Origin of the sequence: Paenibacillus sp. OV219 (assembly GCF_900110075.1) — a bacterium.
Classification (GTDB): Bacteria; Bacillota; Bacilli; order Paenibacillales; family Paenibacillaceae; genus Paenibacillus_Z.
The window spans coordinates 704,351-728,202 of the sequence record NZ_FOCJ01000002.1; the positions used below are offsets into that span (position 1 = coordinate 704,351).

Annotated in this window: 23 protein-coding genes and 1 riboswitch; of the genes, 21 read left to right on the forward strand and 2 right to left on the reverse strand. The window is 50.0% G+C overall.

All coding sequences use genetic code 11. The annotated features are described in order from the left end of the window. Nucleotides 1-50: 50 nt before the first annotated feature. The 15 genes from BMY11_RS09290 (at nucleotide 51) to BMY11_RS09360 (ending at nucleotide 15,984) form a co-directional block, all read left to right on the forward strand. Nucleotides 51-539 carry a YajQ family cyclic di-GMP-binding protein gene (locus BMY11_RS09290; RefSeq protein ID WP_371262781.1) on the forward strand — a complete coding sequence of 163 codons (489 nt, stop codon included), beginning with the start codon at nucleotides 51-53 and terminating at the stop codon, nucleotides 537-539. A 136-nt stretch (nucleotides 540-675) separates the two neighbouring features. Beyond that, entirely contained in the window at nucleotides 676-2,004 is a 1,329-nt protein-coding gene (gene rimO, locus BMY11_RS09295) for a 30S ribosomal protein S12 methylthiotransferase RimO (protein WP_090574249.1), read from the forward strand. Next, nucleotides 2,001-2,585, forward strand: coding sequence for a CDP-diacylglycerol--glycerol-3-phosphate 3-phosphatidyltransferase (gene pgsA, locus BMY11_RS09300; RefSeq protein ID WP_090574251.1), 585 nt, complete (start codon nucleotides 2,001-2,003; stop codon nucleotides 2,583-2,585). The genes rimO and pgsA overlap by 4 nt, the downstream gene beginning before the upstream one ends. Before the next feature lie 125 nt (nucleotides 2,586-2,710). Beyond that, nucleotides 2,711-3,970 carry a competence/damage-inducible protein A gene (locus tag BMY11_RS09305; protein ID WP_090574253.1) on the forward strand — a complete coding sequence of 420 codons (1,260 nt, stop codon included), beginning with the start codon at nucleotides 2,711-2,713 and terminating at the stop codon, nucleotides 3,968-3,970. Nucleotides 3,971-4,192: 222 nt separating this feature from the next. Beyond that, nucleotides 4,193-5,251 (forward strand): recombinase RecA, encoded by a 1,059-nt coding sequence (gene recA, locus BMY11_RS09310; RefSeq protein WP_090574255.1) that lies wholly within the window; start codon nucleotides 4,193-4,195, stop codon nucleotides 5,249-5,251. Between the two features lie 115 nt (nucleotides 5,252-5,366). Next, nucleotides 5,367-6,032 (forward strand): RecX family transcriptional regulator, encoded by a 666-nt coding sequence (locus tag BMY11_RS09315; RefSeq protein ID WP_177182567.1) that lies wholly within the window; start codon nucleotides 5,367-5,369, stop codon nucleotides 6,030-6,032. A 184-nt stretch (nucleotides 6,033-6,216) separates the two neighbouring features. Beyond that, nucleotides 6,217-7,758, forward strand: coding sequence for a ribonuclease Y (gene rny, locus BMY11_RS09320; protein WP_090574259.1), 1,542 nt, complete (start codon nucleotides 6,217-6,219; stop codon nucleotides 7,756-7,758). 175 nt (nucleotides 7,759-7,933) lie between these two features. Then, nucleotides 7,934-8,728 carry a TIGR00282 family metallophosphoesterase gene (locus BMY11_RS09325; RefSeq protein WP_090574263.1) on the forward strand — a complete coding sequence of 265 codons (795 nt, stop codon included), beginning with the start codon at nucleotides 7,934-7,936 and terminating at the stop codon, nucleotides 8,726-8,728. 180 nt (nucleotides 8,729-8,908) lie between these two features. Then, nucleotides 8,909-9,169, forward strand: coding sequence for a stage V sporulation protein S (locus BMY11_RS09330; protein ID WP_090574265.1), 261 nt, complete (start codon nucleotides 8,909-8,911; stop codon nucleotides 9,167-9,169). A 112-nt stretch (nucleotides 9,170-9,281) separates the two neighbouring features. Then, nucleotides 9,282-10,235: a dipeptidase gene (locus BMY11_RS09335; protein ID WP_090574266.1), complete on the forward strand. Its 954-nt coding sequence runs from the start codon at nucleotides 9,282-9,284 to the stop codon at nucleotides 10,233-10,235. Nucleotides 10,236-10,479: 244 nt separating this feature from the next. After that, the gene (locus BMY11_RS09340; protein WP_090574268.1) at nucleotides 10,480-12,213 is read left to right on the forward strand and encodes a 2-oxoacid:acceptor oxidoreductase subunit alpha; all 1,734 of its coding nucleotides are present in this window, start codon (nucleotides 10,480-10,482) and stop codon (nucleotides 12,211-12,213) included. Between the two features lies 1 nt (nucleotide 12,214). After that, nucleotides 12,215-13,081 carry a 2-oxoacid:ferredoxin oxidoreductase subunit beta gene (locus tag BMY11_RS09345; protein WP_090574270.1) on the forward strand — a complete coding sequence of 289 codons (867 nt, stop codon included), beginning with the start codon at nucleotides 12,215-12,217 and terminating at the stop codon, nucleotides 13,079-13,081. Nucleotides 13,082-13,176: 95 nt separating this feature from the next. Then, nucleotides 13,177-13,746 carry a phosphate propanoyltransferase gene (locus tag BMY11_RS09350; RefSeq protein WP_090574272.1) on the forward strand — a complete coding sequence of 190 codons (570 nt, stop codon included), beginning with the start codon at nucleotides 13,177-13,179 and terminating at the stop codon, nucleotides 13,744-13,746. Between the two features lie 164 nt (nucleotides 13,747-13,910). Then, entirely contained in the window at nucleotides 13,911-15,482 is a 1,572-nt protein-coding gene (gene miaB, locus BMY11_RS09355) for a tRNA (N6-isopentenyl adenosine(37)-C2)-methylthiotransferase MiaB (RefSeq protein ID WP_090574274.1), read from the forward strand. A 22-nt stretch (nucleotides 15,483-15,504) separates the two neighbouring features. Then, a complete protein-coding gene (locus BMY11_RS09360; protein WP_256217365.1) occupies nucleotides 15,505-15,984 on the forward strand; it encodes a YlbF/YmcA family competence regulator in 480 nt (159 codons plus the stop codon). Between the two features lie 64 nt (nucleotides 15,985-16,048). On the opposite strand, the gene BMY11_RS09365 is transcribed toward BMY11_RS09360, so the two are convergent. Further along, nucleotides 16,049-17,248 (reverse strand): MFS transporter, encoded by a 1,200-nt coding sequence (locus tag BMY11_RS09365; protein WP_090574278.1) that lies wholly within the window; start codon nucleotides 17,246-17,248, stop codon nucleotides 16,049-16,051. 193 nt (nucleotides 17,249-17,441) lie between these two features. Here BMY11_RS09365 and lepB point away from each other — a divergent pair, with 193 nt between their 5' ends. The 4 genes from lepB to BMY11_RS09385 all read left to right on the forward strand — a co-directional run bounded on the left by lepB (nucleotide 17,442) and on the right by BMY11_RS09385 (nucleotide 19,225). Then, nucleotides 17,442-17,981 (forward strand): signal peptidase I, encoded by a 540-nt coding sequence (lepB, locus tag BMY11_RS09370; protein ID WP_090574279.1) that lies wholly within the window; start codon nucleotides 17,442-17,444, stop codon nucleotides 17,979-17,981. A 93-nt stretch (nucleotides 17,982-18,074) separates the two neighbouring features. Then, on the forward strand, nucleotides 18,075-18,419 hold the full coding sequence (locus tag BMY11_RS09375; RefSeq protein ID WP_177182569.1) for a DUF3889 domain-containing protein: 345 nt from the start codon (nucleotides 18,075-18,077) through the stop codon (nucleotides 18,417-18,419). Between the two features lie 55 nt (nucleotides 18,420-18,474). Beyond that, nucleotides 18,475-18,786 (forward strand): heavy metal-binding domain-containing protein, encoded by a 312-nt coding sequence (locus BMY11_RS09380; protein WP_090574283.1) that lies wholly within the window; start codon nucleotides 18,475-18,477, stop codon nucleotides 18,784-18,786. A 130-nt stretch (nucleotides 18,787-18,916) separates the two neighbouring features. After that, nucleotides 18,917-19,225, forward strand: a complete 309-nt coding sequence (locus BMY11_RS09385) for a rhodanese-like domain-containing protein (RefSeq protein WP_090574285.1) — start codon at nucleotides 18,917-18,919, stop codon at nucleotides 19,223-19,225. Nucleotides 19,226-19,296: 71 nt separating this feature from the next. Here the strand turns inward: BMY11_RS09385 and BMY11_RS09390 are convergent, their stop codons facing one another. Further along, entirely contained in the window at nucleotides 19,297-19,872 is a 576-nt protein-coding gene (locus tag BMY11_RS09390; RefSeq protein WP_256217366.1) for a hypothetical protein, read from the reverse strand. A gap of 188 nt (nucleotides 19,873-20,060) precedes the next feature. Here BMY11_RS09390 and BMY11_RS09395 point away from each other — a divergent pair, with 188 nt between their 5' ends. Continuing rightward, nucleotides 20,061-22,286 (forward strand): heavy metal translocating P-type ATPase, encoded by a 2,226-nt coding sequence (locus BMY11_RS09395; protein ID WP_090574287.1) that lies wholly within the window; start codon nucleotides 20,061-20,063, stop codon nucleotides 22,284-22,286. A gap of 31 nt (nucleotides 22,287-22,317) precedes the next feature. Then, nucleotides 22,318-22,563: riboswitch (cobalamin riboswitch) on the forward strand. Between the two features lie 232 nt (nucleotides 22,564-22,795). Beyond that, on the forward strand, nucleotides 22,796-23,851 hold the full coding sequence (locus BMY11_RS09400) for an ABC transporter substrate-binding protein (RefSeq protein WP_090574289.1): 1,056 nt from the start codon (nucleotides 22,796-22,798) through the stop codon (nucleotides 23,849-23,851). The last annotated feature ends 1 nt before the right edge of the window (nucleotide 23,852 follow it).

Here is a 23,852-nt window from a genome sequence, read left to right on the forward strand (position 1 = left end):
CACATAAATTCTATAATGTTGAAAAAGAAGTAGAGGAGCTGCAATGAATAATGGCAGAGAGCGCGTTTGATATTGTATCGAAAGTCGATATGCAAGAACTGAACAATGCAATTACGCAAGCACTGCGTGAAATTGAGACACGCTTTGATTTCAAGAACAGCAAGAGTAGCATTGACCTTGAGAAAGAAGATATTGTTGTCGTCTCCGATGATGAGTACAAGCTGAAGAGCGTTATCGATATTTTGCAATCCAAAATGATTAAGCGCGGCGTTCCAATCAAGAACATGGAGTTCGGCAAGGTTGAGGGCGCTTCTGCAGGAACAGTCAGACAGAAGATTAAGCTGAAGCAAGGCATCGAGCAAGATATTTCGAAGAAGATCAATACGCTTATTCGCGATTCCAAGCTGAAAGTAAAGAGCCAGATTCAAGGGGATTCCATTCGTGTTACTGGTAAGAGCCTTGATGATTTGCAATCCGTTATGGCGATGTTAAGAGGTGCAGATTTACAGATTGACCTGCAATTTACGAACTACCGTTAGTGAAAGATATGTTAAACTAAAGTCCTAATTTTGCCGCGTTTCGCGCAGGCAAGTCGGGCTTTTTCCTTTTTTGACACTGTAAATGCCTTGTATTATACTTGTTAGGATAGCTTTTCGGAGGGGTTTGGGGGATATAATGACAGAACGAGTTAAAGTAGTAACGTTAGGCTGTGAGAAAAATCTCGTGGATTCGGAGATTATGTCCGGATTAATCGATGCGCGCGGCTACCAGTTAGTGGATCAGGCGGATGACGCTACGGTTATTATTGTGAATACTTGTGGTTTTATTGATGCAGCGAAGGAAGAATCGGTTAATACGATTCTGGATATGGCTGAATTTAAACAAACGGGACGGCTGAAGGCCCTTATCGTTTCCGGTTGTTTGACACAGCGCTATAAGAAGCAGCTGATGGAAGAAATGCCTGAAATTGATGGGATTGTCGGAACAGGCGATTTCCACCACATTACAGATATTGTCGATGAAGCTCTTAACGGTAAACGTCCGGTGAAGGTCGGCAATCCAGCATTCGACTATGACCAGAAGCTTCCGCGTCTTGTTACGACGCCGCGTTACACCGCCTATGTGAAGATTGCTGAAGGCTGTGATAATGCATGTACCTTCTGTTCGATTCCGATTATGCGTGGTAAATTCCGCAGTCGTTCGATGGATTCGATTGTAGCGGAAGTGCAGCAGCTTGCAGATCAAGGCGTGAAGGAAGTCAGCCTGATTGCGCAAGACTCGACGAACTACGGTACGGACCTGTACGATAAATTTATGCTGCCAGAGCTGTTGAACCGCGTCAGCGAAGTAGAGGGCATCGCGTGGGTGCGTCTGCACTATGCATACCCGGGCTTCTTCTCGGACGAGCTGATTGAGACAATCGCCTCGAACGCGAAAGTTTGCAACTACATTGATATGCCGCTGCAGCACAGCGAGGATTCGATTCTGAAGCGTATGCGCCGCCCAGGCCGTCAGCGCGATACTCGTGAGTTAGTTCAGCGTATTCGTTCGCGAATTCCGGATGTAGCGCTTCGCACATCCATTATTGTCGGTTTCCCTGGCGAGACAGAAGAGGATTTCGAGCGCCTGTGCGATTTTGTGCGTGAGATGAAGTTTGATCGTCTTGGTGTTTTCACTTACTCGCCGGAAGAAGATACTCCTGCCGTTCGCTTGCCGAACGAAGTGCCGGATGATGTGAAGGAATGGCGTTCCAATACACTGATGGAAATTCAGCGCGAAGTGTCCAAAGAGCTGAATGGCAAACATATCGGCAAAGAGATCGACGTGCTCGTTGAGCGCTACGATGGTCGCAGCGATGTGTATGTTGGCCGTTCTCCCTACGATGCACCAGAGATTGACGGTGAAGTATTTATTTCGAATTGCAAAGCCGCTATCGGCGAAATTCAGAGAGTGCGTATCACGCACGCTTATGAGTTTGATATGTCCGGGGAGGGACTATCGTGAATTTAGCCAATCGTATTACGCTTGTCCGCATCTTTTTGGTTCCGATCATCATGGTGCTGCTCTTAATTAATGTAGATTTGAAGCCGCTGACGATTTCTGGCTCCGATTTCTCCATTACTTGGAATCAAATTTTGGCTGCGCTTGTCTTCATTATTGCAGCGAGTACAGATGGTCTGGATGGCTATATTGCACGTAAAAATAAGATTGTAACGAATTTGGGCAAACTACTTGATCCGCTAGCGGACAAGCTGCTCGTCGCTGCAGTGCTTATTTCGCTTGTTGAGATGTCCAAGCTGGATGCTTGGATTGCAATTGTGATTATTAGCCGCGAGTTCGCAGTAACCGGGCTACGCCAAATTGCGCTGCTTGAAGGCTCTGTACTTGCAGCGAGCACATGGGGCAAGTGGAAGACGGCTGTGCAAATTACGATGATTATCGCGCTCTTGCTGAACAACTTTCCGTTTACATTTCTGGATTTCCCGTTTGACATTATTGCCAGCTATGCTGCGGCGCTAATCACGGTTTATTCCGGAGTCGATTATTTCGTCAAGAATAAGAATTTGATTCCGATAAATGAATAGCTCGCTCTCCAAAAAGTAAGCTTGCATATAGCATCACTTCTTCTGAATAATAGAAGAGGTGGTGCTTTGTTTGTCTTATTGCCTGTTATCGGTAATTGTATCTACATAAGAATGGAGTTGTTGATATGCGTGCTGAAATTATCGCAGTCGGGACGGAGCTTCTGCTCGGACAGACGGTGAACACGAATGCGACGTACTTATCGCAAGGGCTTGCGGAGCTGGGAATTGATGTTTACTTTCAGACGGTTGTCGGCGACAATGCCGGGCGAATTCGCCAAGCGATTGAGCTCGCGCGCACGAGAGCTGATCTGATTCTCTTCACAGGGGGACTTGGCCCGACGCAGGACGATCTGACGAAAGATGCGCTTGCCGCTTATTTGAACCGCGCAATTGAGCTGCACCAGCCGTCCATGGACACAATCGTGGAGCTATTCACATCACGGGGCATTCATATGGTTGAGAGCAATCGCAGACAGGCACATCTGATTGAAGGCAGTGATCCGCTTAGGAATGATGCGGGGCTGGCTGTCGGTAACGCGCTGAGCGAGGATGGCACGCATTATGTGCTGTTGCCAGGTCCGCCGCGCGAGATGAAAGTGATGTTTGATGGTCCGGCTAAAGCGTGGATCCGCTCTATCATGGGCGAGGAGCGCAAGCTGTTCTCGCGCCAACTGATGTTTGCAGGGATCGGCGAATCGAGCCTTGAGGAAGAGCTGATCGATCTGATTCATGCACAGACAGATCCTTCGATTGCGCCGTACGCGAAGGATGGCGAAGTGGCAATTCGGATCTCGACGAAAGCGCTGGACCAAGCGGAAGCAGATGCGCGGCTGGATGCGACAGAGGCGCAGATTAAGGCGCGCGTTGGGAAGCATCTGTACGCGCGTGAGGATATTCCGCTTGAGGAGGCGGTCATTAGACTGCTGCGTGCTTCCACGCGGACGCTGGCTAGCGCAGAGAGCCTCACAGGCGGTCTGTTCGCGCAGCTGCTCACGCAAATTCCAGGAAGCAGCGGCGAGTTTGCCGGCGGCGTCGTGACATACACGAACATGATGAAGCACAAGCTGCTGAGCATCCCGATGTCCCAGCTGGAGGGGACAGATGCGCCAGGTGCGGTCAGCGAGTCGACCGCTGCACTTATGGCGGAGCGGGTGCGTGAGTTGGCGGACAGTGACTTCGGCGTGTCGTTGACTGGCGTTGCGGGTCCGGCCGAGTCTGAGGGCAAGCCGGTTGGCCTTGTTTATTTTGGGCTTGCGGAGCGAGGCAAACCTACGCGTGTATTCACCGCGAAGTTGAGCGGCAATCGCGGCATTATTCGCCTACGTGCAGCGAAGTCATTGATGTATCGGCTCTGGCAAGCGCTAAGCGGTGCAGAGGAGAGTTAGTTAGCAACTATGCTTTAAATAAGGCTTGCCAATTTGCTGGGGAATCGACTATAATCGACATTAGTTACCGGAAGAACCGTGGCGAAGATTACTTTGCTGCGGTTCTTTTTTTCTCCTTTTTGGCCAAAAGAGAAAAATAAGAATATATGTTCGTAAAAACTCTTGTCAAAGTGATAGAAACAAGGTATCATAAAAGTATAAATCATGAAGGATGTGAGTTCGTTGGCAGATCGTAAAGCCGCACTCGAAATGGCGCTTCGTCAAATAGAGAAGCAATTTGGTAAGGGCTCTATTATGAAGCTCGGTGAATCTACTCATATGCAAGTTGAAACTGTATCCAGCGGTGCGCTGGCATTAGATATTGCACTTGGAATTGGCGGGTTCCCACGGGGCCGTATTATTGAAGTTTATGGTCCAGAATCTTCCGGTAAAACAACAGTTGCGCTGCACGCAATCGCAGAAGTTCAACGTGCAGGTGGACAAGCTGCGTTTATTGATGCCGAGCACGCGCTCGATCCATCCTATGCAAGCAAGCTTGGCGTAAATATCGACGAGCTGCTGCTTTCCCAACCGGATACTGGGGAGCAAGGCCTTGAAATCGCTGAAGCGCTCGTTCGCAGCGGTGCAGTTGATATCGTTGTCATTGACTCTGTTGCAGCGCTCGTTCCGAAAGCGGAAATCGAAGGCGATATGGGCGACTCCCACGTTGGTCTGCAAGCTCGTCTGATGTCGCAGGCGCTTCGTAAGCTGTCCGGTGCGATTAGCAAATCGAAGACGATTACGATTTTCATCAACCAGCTTCGTGAGAAAGTCGGCGTTATGTTCGGTAACCCTGAGACGACGCCAGGCGGCCGTGCGCTGAAGTTCTACTCCACGATCCGACTTGATGTGCGCCGTATTGAGTCTGTTAAGCAAGGTAACGATATTGTCGGTAACCGGACTCGTATTAAAGTTGTAAAGAACAAAGTTGCTCCTCCATTTAAACAAGCAGAAGTCGATATTATGTACGGAGAGGGCATCTCCAAAGAGGGAAGTCTCGTTGATATCGGCGTCGAGCTGGAGATTATCCAGAAGAGCGGCGCTTGGTTCTCCTACAATGGCGAGCGTCTCGGCCAAGGTCGTGAGAATGCGAAGCAGTTCTTGAAGGATCACCGCGATATTGCAGCGGTCATTGATAAGCTAATCCGCGAAGCAAGCAATGTGGCAGCGGCAGCGGCAGTGAATGAACCTGTAAGCCAAGATGACGATGATGATTTCGAGGACGAATTGGAAGTTGAATAAACCTCTGTTGACTTATGTCAATTGGTAAATAGAGAAGCACCTGTCAGCAGGTGCTTCTCTATTTTTGTAGGTATTGGATTATGTAGGTTTTGACAATAGTGAAGGGAGGAATTCGGTGCTAATTATTACCGGCGTGGAGCAGGATCGTAAATTAAAGCAAAGGTACCATTTATTTGTAAATGATTCGCAGGAACCTTATATCAATGTACATGAAGACTTACTCATAAAGTTTCGTCTGCTCAAGGATCGCGAGATCCATGCTGACGAGCTGAAGGAAATTGTAGAAGAGGATAGCCGGCACCGCGCCTATATTACGGCGCTTGCGTACCTTGGAGCGAGGCAACGGACGGAGAAGGAGATACTGCGCTACCTGGCTAGGAAAGAAATCGATGCCGAGGCGGCTGCGAAGGCGATTGTGCGACTGACGCAGGAAGGTTTGGTGAACGATAACCAATACGCGAACATGTATGCGTCAGAGAAGATGAGAACTCAGCTGAAAGGCAGACGTCTTCTTCAGCAAGAGCTGCAGCAGCGCGGGATCTCCAAAGATATGGCGAAGCAAGCGTCGCAGGAGCTGAGCGCGGAATCGGAGCTGGAGGTCGCGGTGCGGGCGGCCCACAAAAAATGGCCTTATATTAAGGGAGAGCCGCGGGAGCGGAAACAGAAGCTGGCTGCGTTTCTGCTTCGTCGAGGGTTTCCGATGAGCGTTGTGCGGGAAGCGGTCAAAGCTGCTGCGCAGCGGATGGAAGATGATGAAGATGGGCACATGCTTGACAATTGATTTTCACAACAGATAAAATGAGTTTGTATTATACATTTCTAGAATCGATTTTCCTTCCAAAAATTGATTCGAATCCATTATTTCCGTCAATTAAGTAATGTACGTATCGGGTTAAAACCGGCTGTGAAAAAAACAAATACTATTCCCAAGCGATTGCTTAGGTGAGCAACAAGGAGGTGAGAAGATGCCAGTATGGTTAGGTATCCTGATCGCTCTCGTTGTTGGTGTGATTTTCTTTGGTGTCGGTTATTTTATTCGCAAATCGATCGCCGAGGCCAAAATTTCAAGCGCCGAGCAGGCCGCTAGTCAAATTATTGACAATGCGAGGAAAGAAGCCGAAGCGCTTAAGAAAGAAACGGTTCTCGAAGCGAAAGATGAAGTCCACAAGCTCCGTACCGAAGCTGAGAAAGACATTCGCGAACGTCGCAATGAGGTACAGCGACTTGAAAGACGACTGATTCAGAAAGAAGAGTCGTTGGATAAAAAGATAGAAGCGCTGGAACGCAAAGAAGAACAAGTAGCCAACAAAGAGAAGCGGATCGAGGAAACACAAGAACAAATCGATTCCCTTTACAAGCAGCAGCTTAGTGAGCTGGAACGTATCTCGAACTTGACGATGGAGGATGCGAAACAGATCATCCTGACTAACGTTGAACAAGAGATTCGCCACGAAACTGCGCAAATGATTAAAGAGATCGAGCAGCAAGCGAAGGAAGAAGCAGATAAGAAGGCTCGTGACATTATCTCGCTCGCTATCCAACGCTGTGCAGCTGATCACGTGGCTGAAACTACGGTATCCGTAGTTGCATTGCCAAATGAAGAGATGAAAGGCCGCATTATCGGACGTGAAGGCCGCAACATTCGCGCACTGGAAACGTTGACCGGTATCGATCTCATTATTGACGATACACCGGAAGCGGTCATCTTGTCTGGTTTCGATCCAATTCGCCGTGAAATTGCTCGTACTTCCCTCGAGAAGCTCGTTGCAGATGGTCGTATCCATCCTGCACGGATTGAGGAAATGGTTGAGAAGTCACGTAAAGAAGTGGACGAACGTATCCGTGAATACGGAGAACAGGCGACGTATGAAGTTGGTGTGCATGGCTTGCATCCAGATCTCATTAAAATTTTAGGCCGCCTCAAATATCGTACAAGCTATGGTCAGAACGTGCTCAAGCACTCCATGGAAGTCGCTTATTTGTCAGGTCTCATGGCTGCAGAGCTGGGTGTAGACATTACGCTTGCAAGACGTGCAGGTTTGCTGCATGATATCGGCAAAGCGCTCGATCATGAAGTGGAAGGCTCACATGTCGAGATCGGCGTAGAGCTGGCCAAGAAGTACAAAGAGCATCCTGTTGTTATCAACAGTATCGCTTCCCACCATGGCGATTGCGAAGCAACCTCGGTTATCGCAATGCTAGTCGGCGCAGCAGATGCATTGTCGGCGGCACGGCCTGGTGCAAGAAGAGAGACGCTCGAAACGTATATTAAACGTCTGGAGAAGCTTGAAGGCATTTCCGAATCGTTCGAAGGTGTTGAGAAGTCGTATGCGATCCAAGCAGGCCGCGAGGTTCGTGTTATGGTTCAACCGGAGAAGATCGACGATACCGAAGCATTCCGCTTGGCGCGTGATATTACGAAGAAGATCGAGAGTGAACTCGATTACCCAGGGCATATTAAAGTTACAGTTATCCGCGAGACGCGGGCTGTCGAATATGCCAAATAACTTTCATAGCAATTAACTAGAAAAGTGGCTGCTTGCGGCCACTTTTCTAGTCTTAAAATATAAGCAAAGAATAGGTTGTTCCTATACTTTGCTTATATTTTCACGCGAAACGTTAGCTGTCGCCGTCAGAGGAAGGCGACAGCCGTTTACGCTCGGATTAGAGAGGTTTGATTAAATGAACGTATTATTTATTGGTGATATTGTTGGCAGCGTTGGACGTACCGCAGTGAAGAAGGTACTGCCTGCATTGCAGTCAAAGTATAACCCGCACATCATCATAGCGAACGGGGAGAATGCCGCTGCAGGAAGAGGCATTACAGCTGCGATTGTGAAAGAGCTGCTCGATGCTGGCGTACACGGGATTACGATGGGTAACCACACGTGGGACAACAAAGATATTTTCGAGTGGATTGATGATCAACCGCGCATTGTAAGACCAGCTAACTATGTTGAAGGCGTACCGGGTCAAGGTGCAACGATCATTAAAGCGAATGGCAAGGAACTTGCTATCGTGAATCTGCAAGGCCGGACATTCCTGCCGCCTATCGATTGTCCATTCCGCAAGGCGGATGAACTGATTGAGCAGTTGCAGCAGAAGACGAAGAACATTCTCGTTGATTTCCACGCAGAAGCGACTTCGGAGAAAATCGCGATGGGCTGGTATCTGGATGGACGAGCCTCGATCGTTGTCGGTACACATACGCATGTGCAGACGAATGATGATACGATTCTTCCGCTTGGTACAGCTTTCTTGACGGATGTTGGTATGGTCGGTCCGAAGAATGGAGTACTCGGCATGGATCGCGATGTAGTGCTACATAGGTTTCTAACGCAAATGCCAACGCGGTTCGTCGTTGACGAAGGCGACTGGCATTTCCATGCGATTGTCGTAGATATCGACGACGCGACTGGTAAGGCACGCAAGATCCAGAAAGTCCGTTTAACGGAGACAGATTGGCTGCTCATGTAGCGGCCTTTTTTTCTTTTTTGAGCCTATTCGTCATCGACTGCAATGCTATTCTATTAAAATTCTCACAATTCAGAAGATTTTGCTAACTAGCTCTGAAAATAAGAAGGAATTATTTCACCTCTCTCGAATACTATCTAAGTAGCAGTATTCATCCATCTTTCCCGAGGAGGTATACTTTCCATGGATGTCTTAAAAGTTTCAGCAAAGTCCAATCCAAATTCTGTTGCAGGGGCGCTTGCAGGCGTATTACGCGAACGCGGCGCGGCTGAATTACAAGCAATCGGGGCTGGTGCGTTGAATCAAGCTGTAAAGGCGGTTGCGATCGCAAGGGGGTTTGTCGCTCCGAGCGGTGTGGATCTAATCTGTATCCCGGCGTTCACAGACATTATAATTGACGGTGAAGATCGGACAGCTATTAAGCTGATCGTGGAACCAAGATAGTGCAATAGGAGTTTAAATATAGGAGTAATCTAATGGACCTGTTTACGACGTAGGCAGGTTTTTTTGCGTTAACCGAGTTGGACTGCTTATCAAAAGGGAGGCGTTCAGTAAGATGGCTAGTTTAAATAGTGCAGATTTTCATTGTGATGTGCTGTGGAAGCTGTTAGAGGATCCTTCGCTTTCATTCGAGCACGATACCACAAACGCGCTGGACGTAACTTTGCCGAGACTAAGACAGGCTGGGGCAGTGCTGCAGACGTTTGCCATCTACGTATCGGATCGTACGGAGAAATCCATGATTCCGATTCTTCGAAGCATTGATCTGTTCCATCGCAAGGTGCTTACAGTGCCAGATATGACCTTCGTGCGTTCGTCAGATGATGCGGCTAAGCTGCAGAGCAAGAGCAGCGGCAAGATCGGAGCTATGCTCTCGCTTGAAGGAGTGGACGGGCTCCACGGCGATCTCGCGATGCTTCGCATTCTATTTGCGCTTGGCGTCAGGGCGGTCGGGCTCACATGGAACCATGCCAACTGGGCGGCAGACGGTGTGATGGAGCCAAGAGGAGGCGGACTAACAAAAAAAGGCCGCGCCTTAGTAGAAGAATGTAATAGATTGGGTATAATGGTTGATGTATCTCATTTGAGCGACCGCGCATTTTGGGACGTGCTCCATCTGTCTGCGAAGCCGGTCATTGCTTCCCATTCCAATTGTCGGACGATTTGCCCGCATCCACGTAACCTGGCTGATGATCAGCTGTCGGCGCTGCTTGCCGCAGGAGGTATGGTTGGGGTTACTTTCGTGCCGCATTTTGTCGCCTCTCATCATCCTGTACAAATTACTGACGTGCTGCGTCACATAGAGCGAATATGCGAGCTAGGCGGGATAGAACAGCTTATGTTCGGTTCAGACTTCGACGGAATTGAAGAGTACGTGCATGGGCTTGCGCATCCTGGCGATGTAGAACAACTGCAAAAGGCACTACTATCGCATTATTCTGAATCAACCGTAGCCGGATTCTGTTCGGGCAATTTGCTGCAATTTCTTGTAAAGCATCTGCCTGAATGAACGATTAGGGGATTCCATTCTGTTTGTGATATGGATATAATCGAAAAGAACTATGCTATAAATCCGAGATTTCTACTTGCATTTTACTACTTTGGGACATAAAATTTATGTGACTGTTAAAAAGTTTTAATATTTTATTAACATTCGGCTTGTATACGTTTTAATCATAGTCATGTCTGAATGTTCACCGCACAAAACTAATGTCGAACATATTGCAGGTTCATCAAAAGAGGAGATGGGCATTTTGATTAGTCAATTGTCTTGGAAAATCGGGGGACAACAAGGGGAAGGCGTAGAAAGTACCGACCGTATTTTCTCGACAGCATTGAACCGTTTGGGTTACTACTTGTATGGATACCGTCATTTCTCGTCACGTATTAAAGGCGGTCATACGAATAATAAAATCCGGATCAGCACGAAACCGATGCTAGCCATCTCGGATGATTTGGACATCCTGGTTGCGTTCGACCAAGAAAGCATTGATCTGAATGCGCATGAGCTGCGTCCAGGCGGCGTAGTCGTGGCGGACGCGAAGTTCAATCCGACACTGCCAGAGGGCATCAATGCTCGTCTGTTCCCAGTTCCGATCACTTCGATCGCAGAAGAGCTTGGCACATCCCTTATGAAGAACATGGTGGCATCCGGCGCGTCTTGGGCGCTGCTTGGCCTGCCAGTAGATGTATTTAATAAAGCAGTAGAAGAAGAGTTCGGCCGTAAAGGCCCGGCTATCGTAGAGAAGAACATTGAAGCGGTTAAACGCGGCTCTGACTTCGTACTTGAGCTGGCAGGCGGCCCGCTGGAAGAGTTCCTTCTGGACCCGGCAGACGGCAAACAGAAGCTGTTCATGATTGGTAACGAAGCGATTGGCCTTGGCGCTGTCGCTGGCGGCTGCCGACTGATGAGCGCATATCCGATTACTCCGGCTTCAGAGGTCATGGAATATCTGATTAAGAAGCTTCCTAAGTTCGGCGGCACAGTCGTTCAAACGGAAGACGAAATCGCAGCAGTAACGATGGCAATCGGCGCGAACTATGCAGGTGTTCGTACGATGACCGCTTCAGCAGGCCCTGGCCTGTCGCTTATGATGGAAGCGATCGGTCTTGCTGGTATGACAGAAACTCCGCTCGTAATCGTAGATACGCAGCGTGGGGGCCCTTCAACAGGCTTGCCGACGAAGCAAGAGCAATCCGACTTGAACGCAATGGTATACGGTACGCATGGCGAAATTCCGAAGATCGTAATCGCGCCTGCTACTTTGGAAGATTGCTTCTATGACACCATTGAATCTTTCAACCTGTCGGAGCAATACCAAGTACCGGTTATTCTCATGACAGACCTTCAGCTCTCGCTTGGTAAGCAATCATGCGAACCGCTGGATCTAAATAAAATGCCGATCAACCGTGGTAAAATTGTACGCGATCTGCCAGAGCTTGAAGCGAATACTTTGTTCAAGCGTTATGAGTTAACTGATGATGGTGTCTCGCCGCGCGTTATCCCTGGCGACAAGAACGGCTTGCATCACGTAACGGGCGTTGAGCATGATGAAACAGGCCGTCCATCGGAGAGTGCAATTAACCGTAAAAAGATGATGGATAAGCGTCTGAATAAGCTTAACGGCATGCACATCCGCGATGCGGTTCGTGCGGATGCGCCTCACGCTGAAGCGGATCTGCTCATCATCGGTATGGGCTCGACTGGCGGTACAATTGACGAAGCGCGTCTTCGCCTTGCAGAAGACGGCTTGAAGACGAACCACATTACAATCCGTCAGATCCACCCATTCCCGACAGATATGGTGAAGTCTTACCTGGCTGGCGCGAAGAATATCGTTGTTCTTGAGAACAATGCAACTGGACAGCTGGCAGATCAAGTGAAACTGCACACAGGCTACGGCGACAAGATCAAGAACATATTGAAATACGACGGCAATCCGTTCCTGCCTTCCGAAGTGCACAAAGCATGCAAGGAGTTGGTCTAAGATGGCAACATTTAAAGAGTTTCGTAACAACGTAAAACCGAACTGGTGCCCAGGCTGCGGAGACTTCTCCGTTCAGGCTGCGATCCAGCGTGCTGCTGCGAACGTCGGCCTTGAGCCGGAAGGATTGGCTGTTATTTCGGGTATCGGCTGCTCAGGCCGTATCTCCGGTTATGTGAATGCATACGGCTTGCACGGTATTCATGGCCGCGCGCTTCCAATCGCGCAAGGCGTGAAGCTGGCGAACCGCGAGCTTACGGTTATCGCTTCCGGCGGTGACGGCGACGGCTTCGCAATCGGTATGGGCCACACGGTTCATGCGATTCGCCGTAACATTGACTTGACTTACATCGTTATGGATAACCAAATTTACGGTTTGACGAAAGGTCAAACATCGCCGCGTTCTGCGGAAGGCTTTAAGACGAAGTCGACACCGGAAGGGTCGATTGAGTCCACATTGTCGCCGCTTGAAATCGCAATGTCCGCTGGCGCGACATTCATCGCGCAATCGTTCTCCAGCGATCTGAAGCAGCTCACAGCGCTCATCGAAGCTGGTTTGAACCACAAGGGCTTCTCACTCATCAACGTATTCAGCCCATGCGTAACGTTCAACAAAGTGAACACTTACGACTGGTTCAAAGAGAACATCGTTAACCTGGAACAATTCCCAGATTACGATCCATCGAATCGGATCGCGGCGATGAACAAGATCATGGAAACGAACGGCATGCTTACTGGCCTTATCTACCAGAACAAACAGCGTCAAGCATATGAAAGCATGATCAGCGGCTTCAAGCCGGAAGGTCTTGCAAACCAGGAGCTGTCCTTGTCTCAAGACCAGTTCGACAAGCTGCTTACTGAATTTAAATAAAGAACCGTTATATAATAATGAAGGCATATCGTCGCTAACCGCGATCGGTATGCCTTTCTTAACGACAACGACATGACAAAGAGGTGTTATTACATATGAAAATGGTTCCGGTTGGCGTATCTGCCAGACATATTCATCTATCGAAGGAGCACGTGGAAACGTTATTCGGTCAAGGCGCAGAGCTCACGGTGTTCAAGGATCTCTCCCAGCCAGGCCAATATGCAGCGAATGAGACCGTTGAAGTCATTGGACCGAAGGGCAGCTTCGCCAAAGTGCGGATTCTCGGTCCTGTCCGGAGGCGTACGCAGCTTGAAGTATCGCGTACCGACTCTTTCCAACTCGGTATTAACCCGCCTGTTCGCGAATCAGGCGATATTGCTGGCTCGGCAGGCATTACGATTAAAGGGCCTGCAGGCGAAGTGACGATTGATGAAGGGGTTATCGTAGCGGCGCGCCATATTCACTTCCATACAACGGATGCAGAACGCTTTGGCATTGCGGATAAGCAGCGGCTTACCGTAAGGCTGCAAGGTGAGCGAGGCTTAGTGCTAGAGAATGTCGTAGCACGTGTTTCGCCTGATTTTGCACTAGATATGCACATTGATACAGATGAAGCTAATGCAGCTGGTGCGAAGACAGGAGATCAAGCGGAGATTATTGGTTAGTTGGTATTAGGAAGAGGCAATTTTGCTGCCCAAGCGAATTGTCTCTTTTTTGTTACAAATTCGGTGTCTACCTGCCAGACTTAAGTCTCATTCTCTTTATTAAGTGATGCTGGTTTGCTATAATATTGGAATGTACACGTTGGTCTGAAGGGGCGTGAGTAAGTGTGAAGAAGGAATCCGCAAGCAAAGGCAAGGATTTCTCCAAGTATTTTGACTTCTCAGGCGCGAAGGTGCTGAAGGAAGCAGATGGCAAAACAACTTACCGGATTAACGGTCGAGATATAACGGTTAATGCTGCGCCCAATCACACTGAAGAGAAACGTAGAGGCAAGGAAGAGATTCAAGTTCACTATGAATCTTCAATTCCTACGGAGCTGCAGCAGCTTGGCAAAGGCAAGCTTTATCACATTACGACTTATGGCTGCCAAATGAACGAGCATGATACGGAAGTGATGAAGGGGATCTTCGAAGAAATGGGCTATACGTCCACAGAAGACCGCCAGCACGCGGATGTTATTCTGCTTAACACTTGCGCGATTCGTGAGAATGCGGAGGATAAAGTGTTCGGCGAGCTTGGCCATCTGAAGCGTCTGAAGCTCGAGAAGCCGGGGCTCATTCTTGGCGTATGTGGTTGTATGTCGCAGGAAGAGTCGGTCGTTAGCCGCATCATGCAGCGTCATAGTTTCGTTGATCTCATCTTCGGCACACATAATATTCACAGACTGCCTTATTTATTGCAAGATGCGCTGTTTAGCAAAGAGATGGTCGTTGAAGTATGGTCCAAGGAAGGCGACATCATTGAGAACTTGCCGAAGAAGCGGGAAGGAATGCGCGGCTGGGTCAACATTATGTATGGCTGTGACAAGTTCTGTACGTACTGTATCGTGCCATATACGCGCGGTAAGGAGCGGAGCAGACGTCCTGAAGATGTCATTGCAGAAGTGCGCGAGCTAGCGCGTCAAGGCTTCAAGGAGATTACGTTGCTCGGACAGAACGTGAATGCGTATGGCAAAGATTTTGAAGAGATTAACTATCGTTTCGGTGATTTGATGGCGGATATGACGAAGATTAATATCCCGCGCATTCGCTTCACAACGAGCCACCCGCGTGACTTTGACGATCATCTGATCGAAGTGCTTGCGACGCAAGGCAATCTGGTCGAGCATATTCATCTTCCGGTTCAGTCCGGCAGTACGGAAGTGCTTAAGCGGATGAGTCGCAAATATACAAGAGAGATGTACCTCGAGCTTGTAGGCAAAATAAAAAGGGCCATACCAGACGTCGTACTCACGTCGGACATCATTGTCGGCTTCCCAGGCGAGACGGATGAGCAATTCGAGGAGACGCTGTCGCTCGTGCGCCTTGTTGGCTTCGCGTTTGCATATTCGTTCATCTACTCGCCGCGCGAAGGAACGCCTGCTGCGGATATGGAAGATAACATTCCGCAGGACGTGAAGAAAGTGAGATTGGCTCGATTGAATGCGTTGATCGCTGAGCTAAGTCGTGAGAGCAACGAGCTGCTGGTCGGGCAAGAGATCGAGGTGCTGATCGAAGGCCAGAGTAAGAACAATGCGATGGTGCTATCCGGTCGCACGCGCACGAACAAGCTTGTGCATATCGAAGGACCAGCGGAATATATCGGTCAATTCATTACGGTGAAAGTGACTGATGCGACGACCTGGTACGTAAAAGCAGAGCCGGTAGAAGACTATTTGAATGAAGAAGCAGTATCTTAACCACATAGAGGAGCTGGAACCATTGGCAAACCAAGAACATAAGCATGACCACGATCACGATCACGATCACGGTACGAGCTGCGCAGTACCGAAATTCAATACAGAGGACATCATCGTACGCGCTGACATTATGGCGAAGACGAAAGAATTGGCAAGCATGATTTTTACTTCGGAAGAAGTTCAGCAGTACCAGCGTGCAGAGAAGCAAATTAATACCAATGAGCGCGTGCAAAGCTTGATCACTCAAATTAAGAAGAAGCAGAAGGAGCTCGTCGCGTTCCAGACGACGTTCAAGAATGCTGACATGGTTGAGAAGATCGAGAAGGAAATCGAAGTGCTGCAGGATGATCTCGACGGTATTCCGATCGTTTCGGATTTCCAGCAAAGCCAAGCGGACATCAACTACCTGCTGCAAACGATCGTTTCGGTTATTCGTGATACAGTAGCAGAGAAGATCAACGTGGAAGACGCATCCGTAGAAGCACCAGAAGAGTGCATGTAACTTCTTTATAGGCGTGAACAAAAAACACCTGCCGATTGCGATTGCGGCAGGTGTTTTTTGTTTGTTACAGATGAGCATTGGCGCGGCGCCAACTGAGTGTAAGGATGAGTGCCATCAAGGCGAAGCAGCCGCCGAGATAGAAGCCGTAGTCACGTCCAAAGGCGTCATTAATGAAGCCCGCGAGGAACGGGCCTGCGAACATGCCGACGGAGTATACCGCCTGGTAGAAGCCCATTGCTGTCGCACGCTTCGAGGAGGCGAACGGCTGAATGGCTAGTCCGAGCAGCAGCGGCATATGCATGCCTTGCGCGAGTCCATTCAGCGCTTGCGTCGCTGCCAGCCAGCCGAGCGATGGGGAGAACGCAATAGCGACAGTGAAGATGCCACTGAGCGCATAACCGACGGCAATGACATTCCAGCTGCCGAACTTCGGCGCAAGCCATCTGCCTGTAATGAGGGAGGTGGCGGCATGCGGCACCATGAAGGCAATGACGATTAGCGTCAGCTCCGAATTGGAAGCGCCGAGGGATGTTGCTTTCAGCGGAGTAAAGCCGAACATCGTAATAAACAGAACGCAGTGCGCTAGAATCGACAGCGTCGATACTTGCACCAGTGACCTCGTTCGTACAACCTCGCGCAAATGCTGCATCGAAATCGGCGGCCTTGTGACGCCCTCGCGAGGTTCTTTGACAGCAAAAGCGAGCAAGAGTCCGGCAATACCAAGGAAGATGCCTGCCTTGAATGCCGCATTATAGCTGTATTCGCCAGCAAGCCAGCCGCTAAGCGTCATCCCGATCAGCTGACCTGAGACGGTCATGAAGCTGATGTTGCTCATTGCCTTCGTCGCTTCTGAAGAGGCGAAGTATGCGGCGTAGAGCACGGTAAAAGCAACCCATGCCGAGGCACATACGCCTGACATCATCCGTCCGGCAAGCGGCCAGAGCCAGGAGCCAGGTATCGTGAACAACAAGCAGCTTATTGCTCCGCTAATCATGCCCAGCATGAGGAATGGCTTGCGCTTATGCAGCTTATCCGAGTACAAGCCTAGCGGGAATCGCACAAGCATCTGAATAAAGCCATAGCTGCCAAGCACGACGCCGATCAACATATCGGCAAATCCCCTGCTAGTCATGAAAGGAGTTAATATCGGCACATACACATAAAGCGTCGACCAATACAGCAGCGTGACGACAATAAAGATGAGATGATCCGTCCGATTCGCGGCAATAAGCGGCCGTTCGGAGGTCTCAGCTGCAGTAGACAAGAAGGGGTCACTCCTTTTACGATAGAATGAGAACAATCCTCCTAACTGTATCGCACACGAGTGAGGCTCGGCAATCCTTTTTACAGAAATGGAGACTTAAGCGGAAACTTATGGACAGCTTCTGTCGTATAAAGTAGGTATCATTTCATTATCGCTGTAAACCGGGAAGGGGAAAAAGATGGAGACGAGTAATATGCCAATTAGGCAAGCGAAGAAATCTTGGGTGCGAGAAGTGCGGGATTGGTGTATCTCGCTTGCAGTGGCTGTAGTCGTGGCGCTGCTCGTGCAGAATTATGCGTTTGCACAAACAGAGGTTAAAAATATATCAATGCAAAAAACGCTCATCGAAGGCCAGCGCCTCATTGAGGACAAGCTGAGTTATCACTTCGAGAAGCCACAGCGTGGAGATATCGTCATTATCAATGGGCCGGAGAGCGATAAGCGGCTCATTAAGCGAGTTATTGGCTTGCCCGGAGACGTTATTGATTTCACGGAGGACGGACAAGTGACAGTCAATGGTAAAGCGTTGAATGAGCCGTACATCAAAGGGCGTACCTATGCAAACGGCCTGCAAGTGCCGTATACAATACCGGATCGAACAGTCTTCGTCATGGGAGACAACCGGGAGAACAGTATGGACAGCCGTGAGATCGGGCCAATCGCTTTCTCTAGTGTCGAAGGCCGTGCTGTCTTCAGACTGTGGCCACTCAATAAGTTCGGTCAACTCAATTAGTTAACGCATTGGCTGCTTACCTATACTCATTGCATGAAACCGCCTCTTGTGGGGAATTCTACCAACTGTATGAGTTGGAGGTGGATGGCTGTGATGAGAGCAATATGGATGACGATGGTGCTTGCCGTGTTCATGTTTAGTACAGCGGCGGTTCAAGCTAGCGCGGAGCCGGCATATGCCAAATGGGGCAGGCTGGCGATGAAGGAAACGGCGCAGCGTTATCATGCCGATATTATTGATTACAAGCATGTGGGTCGGAACGTGGAAGACGGCGGACTTATGACGGAGACATTTCGCCTACAGCTACGTAAGGGAGCCAGAGAGTTCGAAGTGACGGTGCGCATTTGGTTCGAGCAGCAGAGCGAGCGAGTTGTGCGGATTCATTTCTCGGAGGATGACAGAGCGAGCGGGCTGCCAGCCGCGATGGTATTAATTTGAATCTTTTTGTCAAGCTCCACCGTATGACACCATATACCAAATGGGAGGGATACGAATGATCTTATCGACTACACCGACAATTGAAGGAAATCCGATCCAGCAATACTTAGGCGTTGTAACTGGGGAAGCGATTATGGGAGCGAACATCGTACGCGATCTATTCGCGTCGATTACAGATATCGTCGGCGGCCGCTCCGGCGCGTATGAGACGAAGTTGAAGGAAGCGCGGGACGTGGCGTTCAGCGAGATGTCCAGCCAAGCTTCGCGACTTGGCGCGAATGCGATCGTCGGCATTGATATTGATTATGAAGTGGTACGTGAAGGGATGCTGATGGTTGCCGTCAGCGGAACCGCAGTTCGCGTATAGCAAATAGAAGCGGCGTCTGGTGTGAACCGGATGCTGTTTTTTATGTCGAAATAGGGTGGACACGGAGAGCTCGCGAAGAGTAAAATGCAACTAGCACAAGTACCTAAGCTTGAAGGAGCTGCAGCTGGAAATGGGAGAAATTATGGCAAGTGAGCTGGAAACCCGGCTGCGTGAAGGCGAGAAGCTGAGCGTTATTGACGTTCGCGAGCCTGACGAGTGGGAAGACGGTCATATTAAAGAAGCAATCAGCATTCCGATGTCGGTATTCGTGGAGCGACTTGGCGAGCTGAACGACTTGGAGGAACCGATCTACCTGGTATGTCGAAGCGGCAACCGCAGCGGCAGAGTGGGCGATTACTTGTCCACGCAAGGTTATGAAGTCGTGAATGTGCTCGGCGGAATGCTGAGCTGGCCAGGTGAGGTTGTTACCGGCGAATAAGGTTGTATGTATGAAAAAAAGCATTTTGATCATCCACTAGTGGTGAGCAAAATGCTTTTTTTATTTGCGACTTAGTCGTAGCCGCCTTCTGAATCAGGCAGCGCCTTGTATTCTTCCCTAGCCTGGACGATCTTCATGATGTCCATACGGAGCTGCTTCAATTTCAGCGCTTCATCGGACACGCCGCAATATCGATCTGTCCACGAAAACTCACGCGTCGCGCCGTCTATCGTAATTTTCCACTTATCTTCACCGTATGGTGTTTGTTCGCATGTGGTGGTACTAGGCTCGTGAGCTTTAATCGTTATATCCATGATATCGATTGCTTTCATCTTCGCATAGATGCTCGCCATCTCATCCGCCGATAAAGTGAGGTCTGCTGTCGCGCTACCTTTCACGATGAGATCCTTCGTCACCGTATCGGTATACGTGTTGACTTCATTCTTGTTTATCTCACCATAGCCGAAGCTGACCGAGAAGTCGAACTCGCTCGGCATCTCATCTTGCATCTCCACGTGCTCCATCTTTTCTGGCGCTGCTTCTTTAATCTCCGTGTTACCTTTCTCTCCGCAGCTTGACAGCAGCAGCAGCATTACTGCGAGCAGCGTGAGCTGAACCGCTCGTATACGACCCGTTCGCATTCGCATCGGTTTTCTCCCCTTTTTTGGACGCTCTGATTTACTTATTATGACGGATTCTAACTGCATTTGTTGCAGAAGTTCTGTGATTGAATCATGAGGCAAGCAGCCTGACCATATAGTGGAGAGTAGGACAGCTTATTGCTAAGTAAGTTAACAAATAGCTTTAGCTCCTGAGTAGGGAGGAATGAATAACGATGCAGCAACAAGAGCAAAGCGACGGTGTACTGGATTTGCGAATTCAAGGCATGAGCTGCACCGCTTGCGCGACCCGAATCGAACGGGCGGTCGGCAAGCTGGCCGGAGTAACTGCCGTGTCGGTTCATTATGCAGCCAAATCAGCCTATGTCGCCTATACGCCTGAGAGTATTACGCCTTCAGCAATTATGGATCGAATTGAGAAGATCGGTTTCCACGCTTCTCCACATGGGAAAGATGGGAGCGGGTCCTCCGAAACAGATGCGCTGCGCTTGCGGGTATTCGCTGCGATTGTGTTGACGCTGCCGCTTCTGTGGACGATGGCGCATCATTATAGCTGGTCGAAGGGCATTCCAGTGCCATTATTCATTCAAGAGCCGTTGCTGCAATTTTTGCTGGCAGCGATTGTGCAGTTCTTCATCGGCATGCCGTTCTACTTCGGGGCATTCTATGCGCTGCGCGAGCGGACCGCGAATATGGATGTGCTGGTCGCGATCGGGACATCAGCGGCATTCGTGTACAGCTTTATCGCGATGATGACAGGCGGCGCATTGTACTTCGAAACATCGGCCGTCGTCATTACGGCGGTGCTCGGAGGCAAGCTGCTGGAAGCAACCGCGTCGGAGCGGGTCATTCAGGAAAATGACAGCTTCGGCGCGTTGGAGGCGAAGGAAGCGGTCGTCATTCGAGCAGGGCGAAGAGAGCGGACGCCGCTCGCACGAGTTCGAGCGGATGATCAGCTCATCGCCGCTGTGAATGAGCCTATCCCAGCTGACGGCATCATCGTGGAAGGACAATCTGCCATTGATGAATCGTTCCTGACGGGCGAAAGCGCGCTCGTGACGCGCACGGTCGGCGACCGCGTATATGCAGGCACGATTGTGCGCAGCGCAGAGCTGCGCATTCAAGTAACGGCGATAGGTCAGCAAACGATGCTCAGCCGAATCGCGGCGCTGACTCGGCAGGCACAAGCGACCAAATCATCTATCGGCCGTAGAGTGGACCAGCTGGCGGCAATCTTCGTGCCGGTCATGATGGTACTGTCACTTGGGACGCTGCTTATATGGCTGCTTTGGCTTGCGCCTGGCAAATGGGGAACGGCTTCGATCCACGCGCTTGCGGTGCTGCTCGCTGCGTGTCCATGTGCGCTCGGGCTTGCTGCGCCGATCTCACTCGTCATTGCGACAGGGAAGCTCGCAAGAAGAGGCATCGTGCTGAAGGAAGCTGGCGCGCTCGAACGGCTCGCACAGCTTAATACGATCGTGCTCGATAAGACGGGTACGCTTACGGAAGGAAAGCCGGCTTTAACGGAAATGTATTCGCTAAGCGGAGAACCGAGTTCGCTTCTTCGATTGGCAGCGTCTGCGGAAGCGAGCTCACCGCATCCATTCGCATCGGCAATCGTTGCAGCAGCAAGGCGAGCTGGGATGGTCACGCCGGAATGCTCTGCATTTCAAGCTTTTCCAGGCAAAGGGATCGAAGCGAATGTTGAAGGCAAACGGATTGAAATAGGTAATGCCGTGTTCGCGGCTGAAAGGTCTTGGAAGATGAGCCGTGTCATGCAAAGCTTCATTACTCGCAAAGAAGCATCTGGAGAGACGGTTATCTATGTCTCGATTAACGGGCAATGTGCAGGTGCGTTAGCATTCGCCGATCAGGTGAAACGCTCCTCGAGAGAGGCCGTTCATCTGCTTACTGGAGAGGGACTGATGGTGCTGCTCGCAACCGGTGACCATATCTCTGCTGCGAATAATGTTGCAGACCAGATCGGAATTGCAAGCGTCCATGCGTCGATGCTCCCTGAGCATAAAGCAATGCTGATCCGTCAGCTGCAGGATAAGGGATATGTCGTTGCCATGGCAGGTGACGGATGGAACGATGCGCCTGCCCTCGCGGCAGCGGATGTCGGTATAGCGATGGGCGGCGGTACGGAAGCTGCGCTCCATGCCGGACATATGACTCTACTGCGCGCCAGACTGACGGGCATCTATGAAGCGCTTGTCATCAGCCGTCTGACCGTTCGCAACATACGGCAAAATCTCGGCTTCGCGTTTGTTTACAACTCCATCATCATTCCTTTTGCAGCAGTAGGTGGGATTGAACCGTGGATGGCAGGGACAGCTATGGCGCTAAGCTCTGTGTCGGTTGTAGGCAACGCGCTGCGCTTAAATGGGCAGATGACGAGGGCTCTGGGTAAGAAGAAGCACGCTATAGACAACCTATAGAGGGAATGGTATATTTACACAAGCACAATTGCATAGTACGCGTAAAACAGGTGCTTGGAGGATGGATATTCTCTTAGCTTAATAGGGAAGTCCGGTGTAAAACCGGCACGGACCCGCCACTGTAAGGAGCGCAATTGCCGCCTTTAGCATCAAGTCGCTTAGGCCAAGCAATTAGCACTGAATTCACACTTGTCACTGATCGGCCATCGGCCGCACGGGAAGACGTGGATAACAGATGCTCCAAGTCAGGAGACCTGCCTGTTTCGTAAACAACGCTGCCTACGAGGATTTAGGCAGGTGTTAGAGATTGGCCAAGACACGAATTCCGTCATTGCTTGCTAGACTGCTTGTTTGTTCGCAGCTTGCCTGCTTGTGGCGTAACCGTTTGCCTTGCCGCTGCTTAAAGAGCCATGAGCATTTCTGACATCTGTCTGTCGGGAATGCTCTTTTTTGCATGCACCGACATTCGGTAATTAAGATTCGTAATTGGGAATGGGAGAGAACGGGGAATGAGAATGAAACAAACAATTCGATCCAAGATAACACTAACGCTGATGGTTCTTTTGCTCGTCATGCTAACGGCAGCTTGCGGTTCCACATCAAATTCGAATGCGAATACGGATGTTAAGGGCGGGAGCAACGCGGCTTCCAGCAATACGGATGCAACGCAAACCGGGCAGAATGCTGCTGCCGAGGACAACACTGCTTCTAGCAACACAACCGATAATATCGCGAGTGCGACTGCATATCCGCTGACCGTGAAGGACGTAACCGGAACGGAGTTAACGTTCCAGAAGGCGCCGGAGCGTATCGTTACTCTGCTCCCAAGCGAGACAGAAATCGTCTATGCAATTGGCGCGGGTACTGCGCTTGTCGGCGTGGATGACTACTCCAACTATCCGAAGGAAGCAGCAGCAATCCTGAAGATCGGCGGTATGGATGCGGATATAGAGAAGATTGTATCGCTCAAACCGGAGCTAGTACTGGCATCGTACACCATGGGTCAAGCTGTCGTCGATAAGCTGCGTTCGCTCGGCATACAAGTGTACGCAACCGACCCGAAGAACTATGATGGTGTCATGGGCAAAATCAAACAAATCGGTGCGATATTAAACAAGACGAGTGAGGCGGAAGCCGTTGCAGAGCATATGACTGATGTACGTGAGCAGGTTGTTAATGCCGTTAAAGATGCGCCGAAGCCAAATGTATATTTGGAGTTTTCCCCAGGCTGGACAGTCGGGAAAGGCGAGTTTCTGGATGAGCTCATAACGCTCGCAGGAGGTACGAACATTGCAACGAACGCAGGCTGGTATGAGATTGATCCTGAAGCAGTCGTGAAATCGAATCCAGAAGATATTATCTACGCTTCAATGACACTAAAGGAAGGCGAGAAAAATCCGATTCTGACGGCAATCGAGACTCGTCCTGGCTGGAACACAATTAATGCTATTAAGAATAAGCAAATATTCGAGGTGGACCAAGATCCACTCACTCGTGTAGGCCCTCGACTTGCAGAAGGGCTGCTGGAAGTGGCGAAGAAGCTGCATCCGGATCTGATTCACTAAG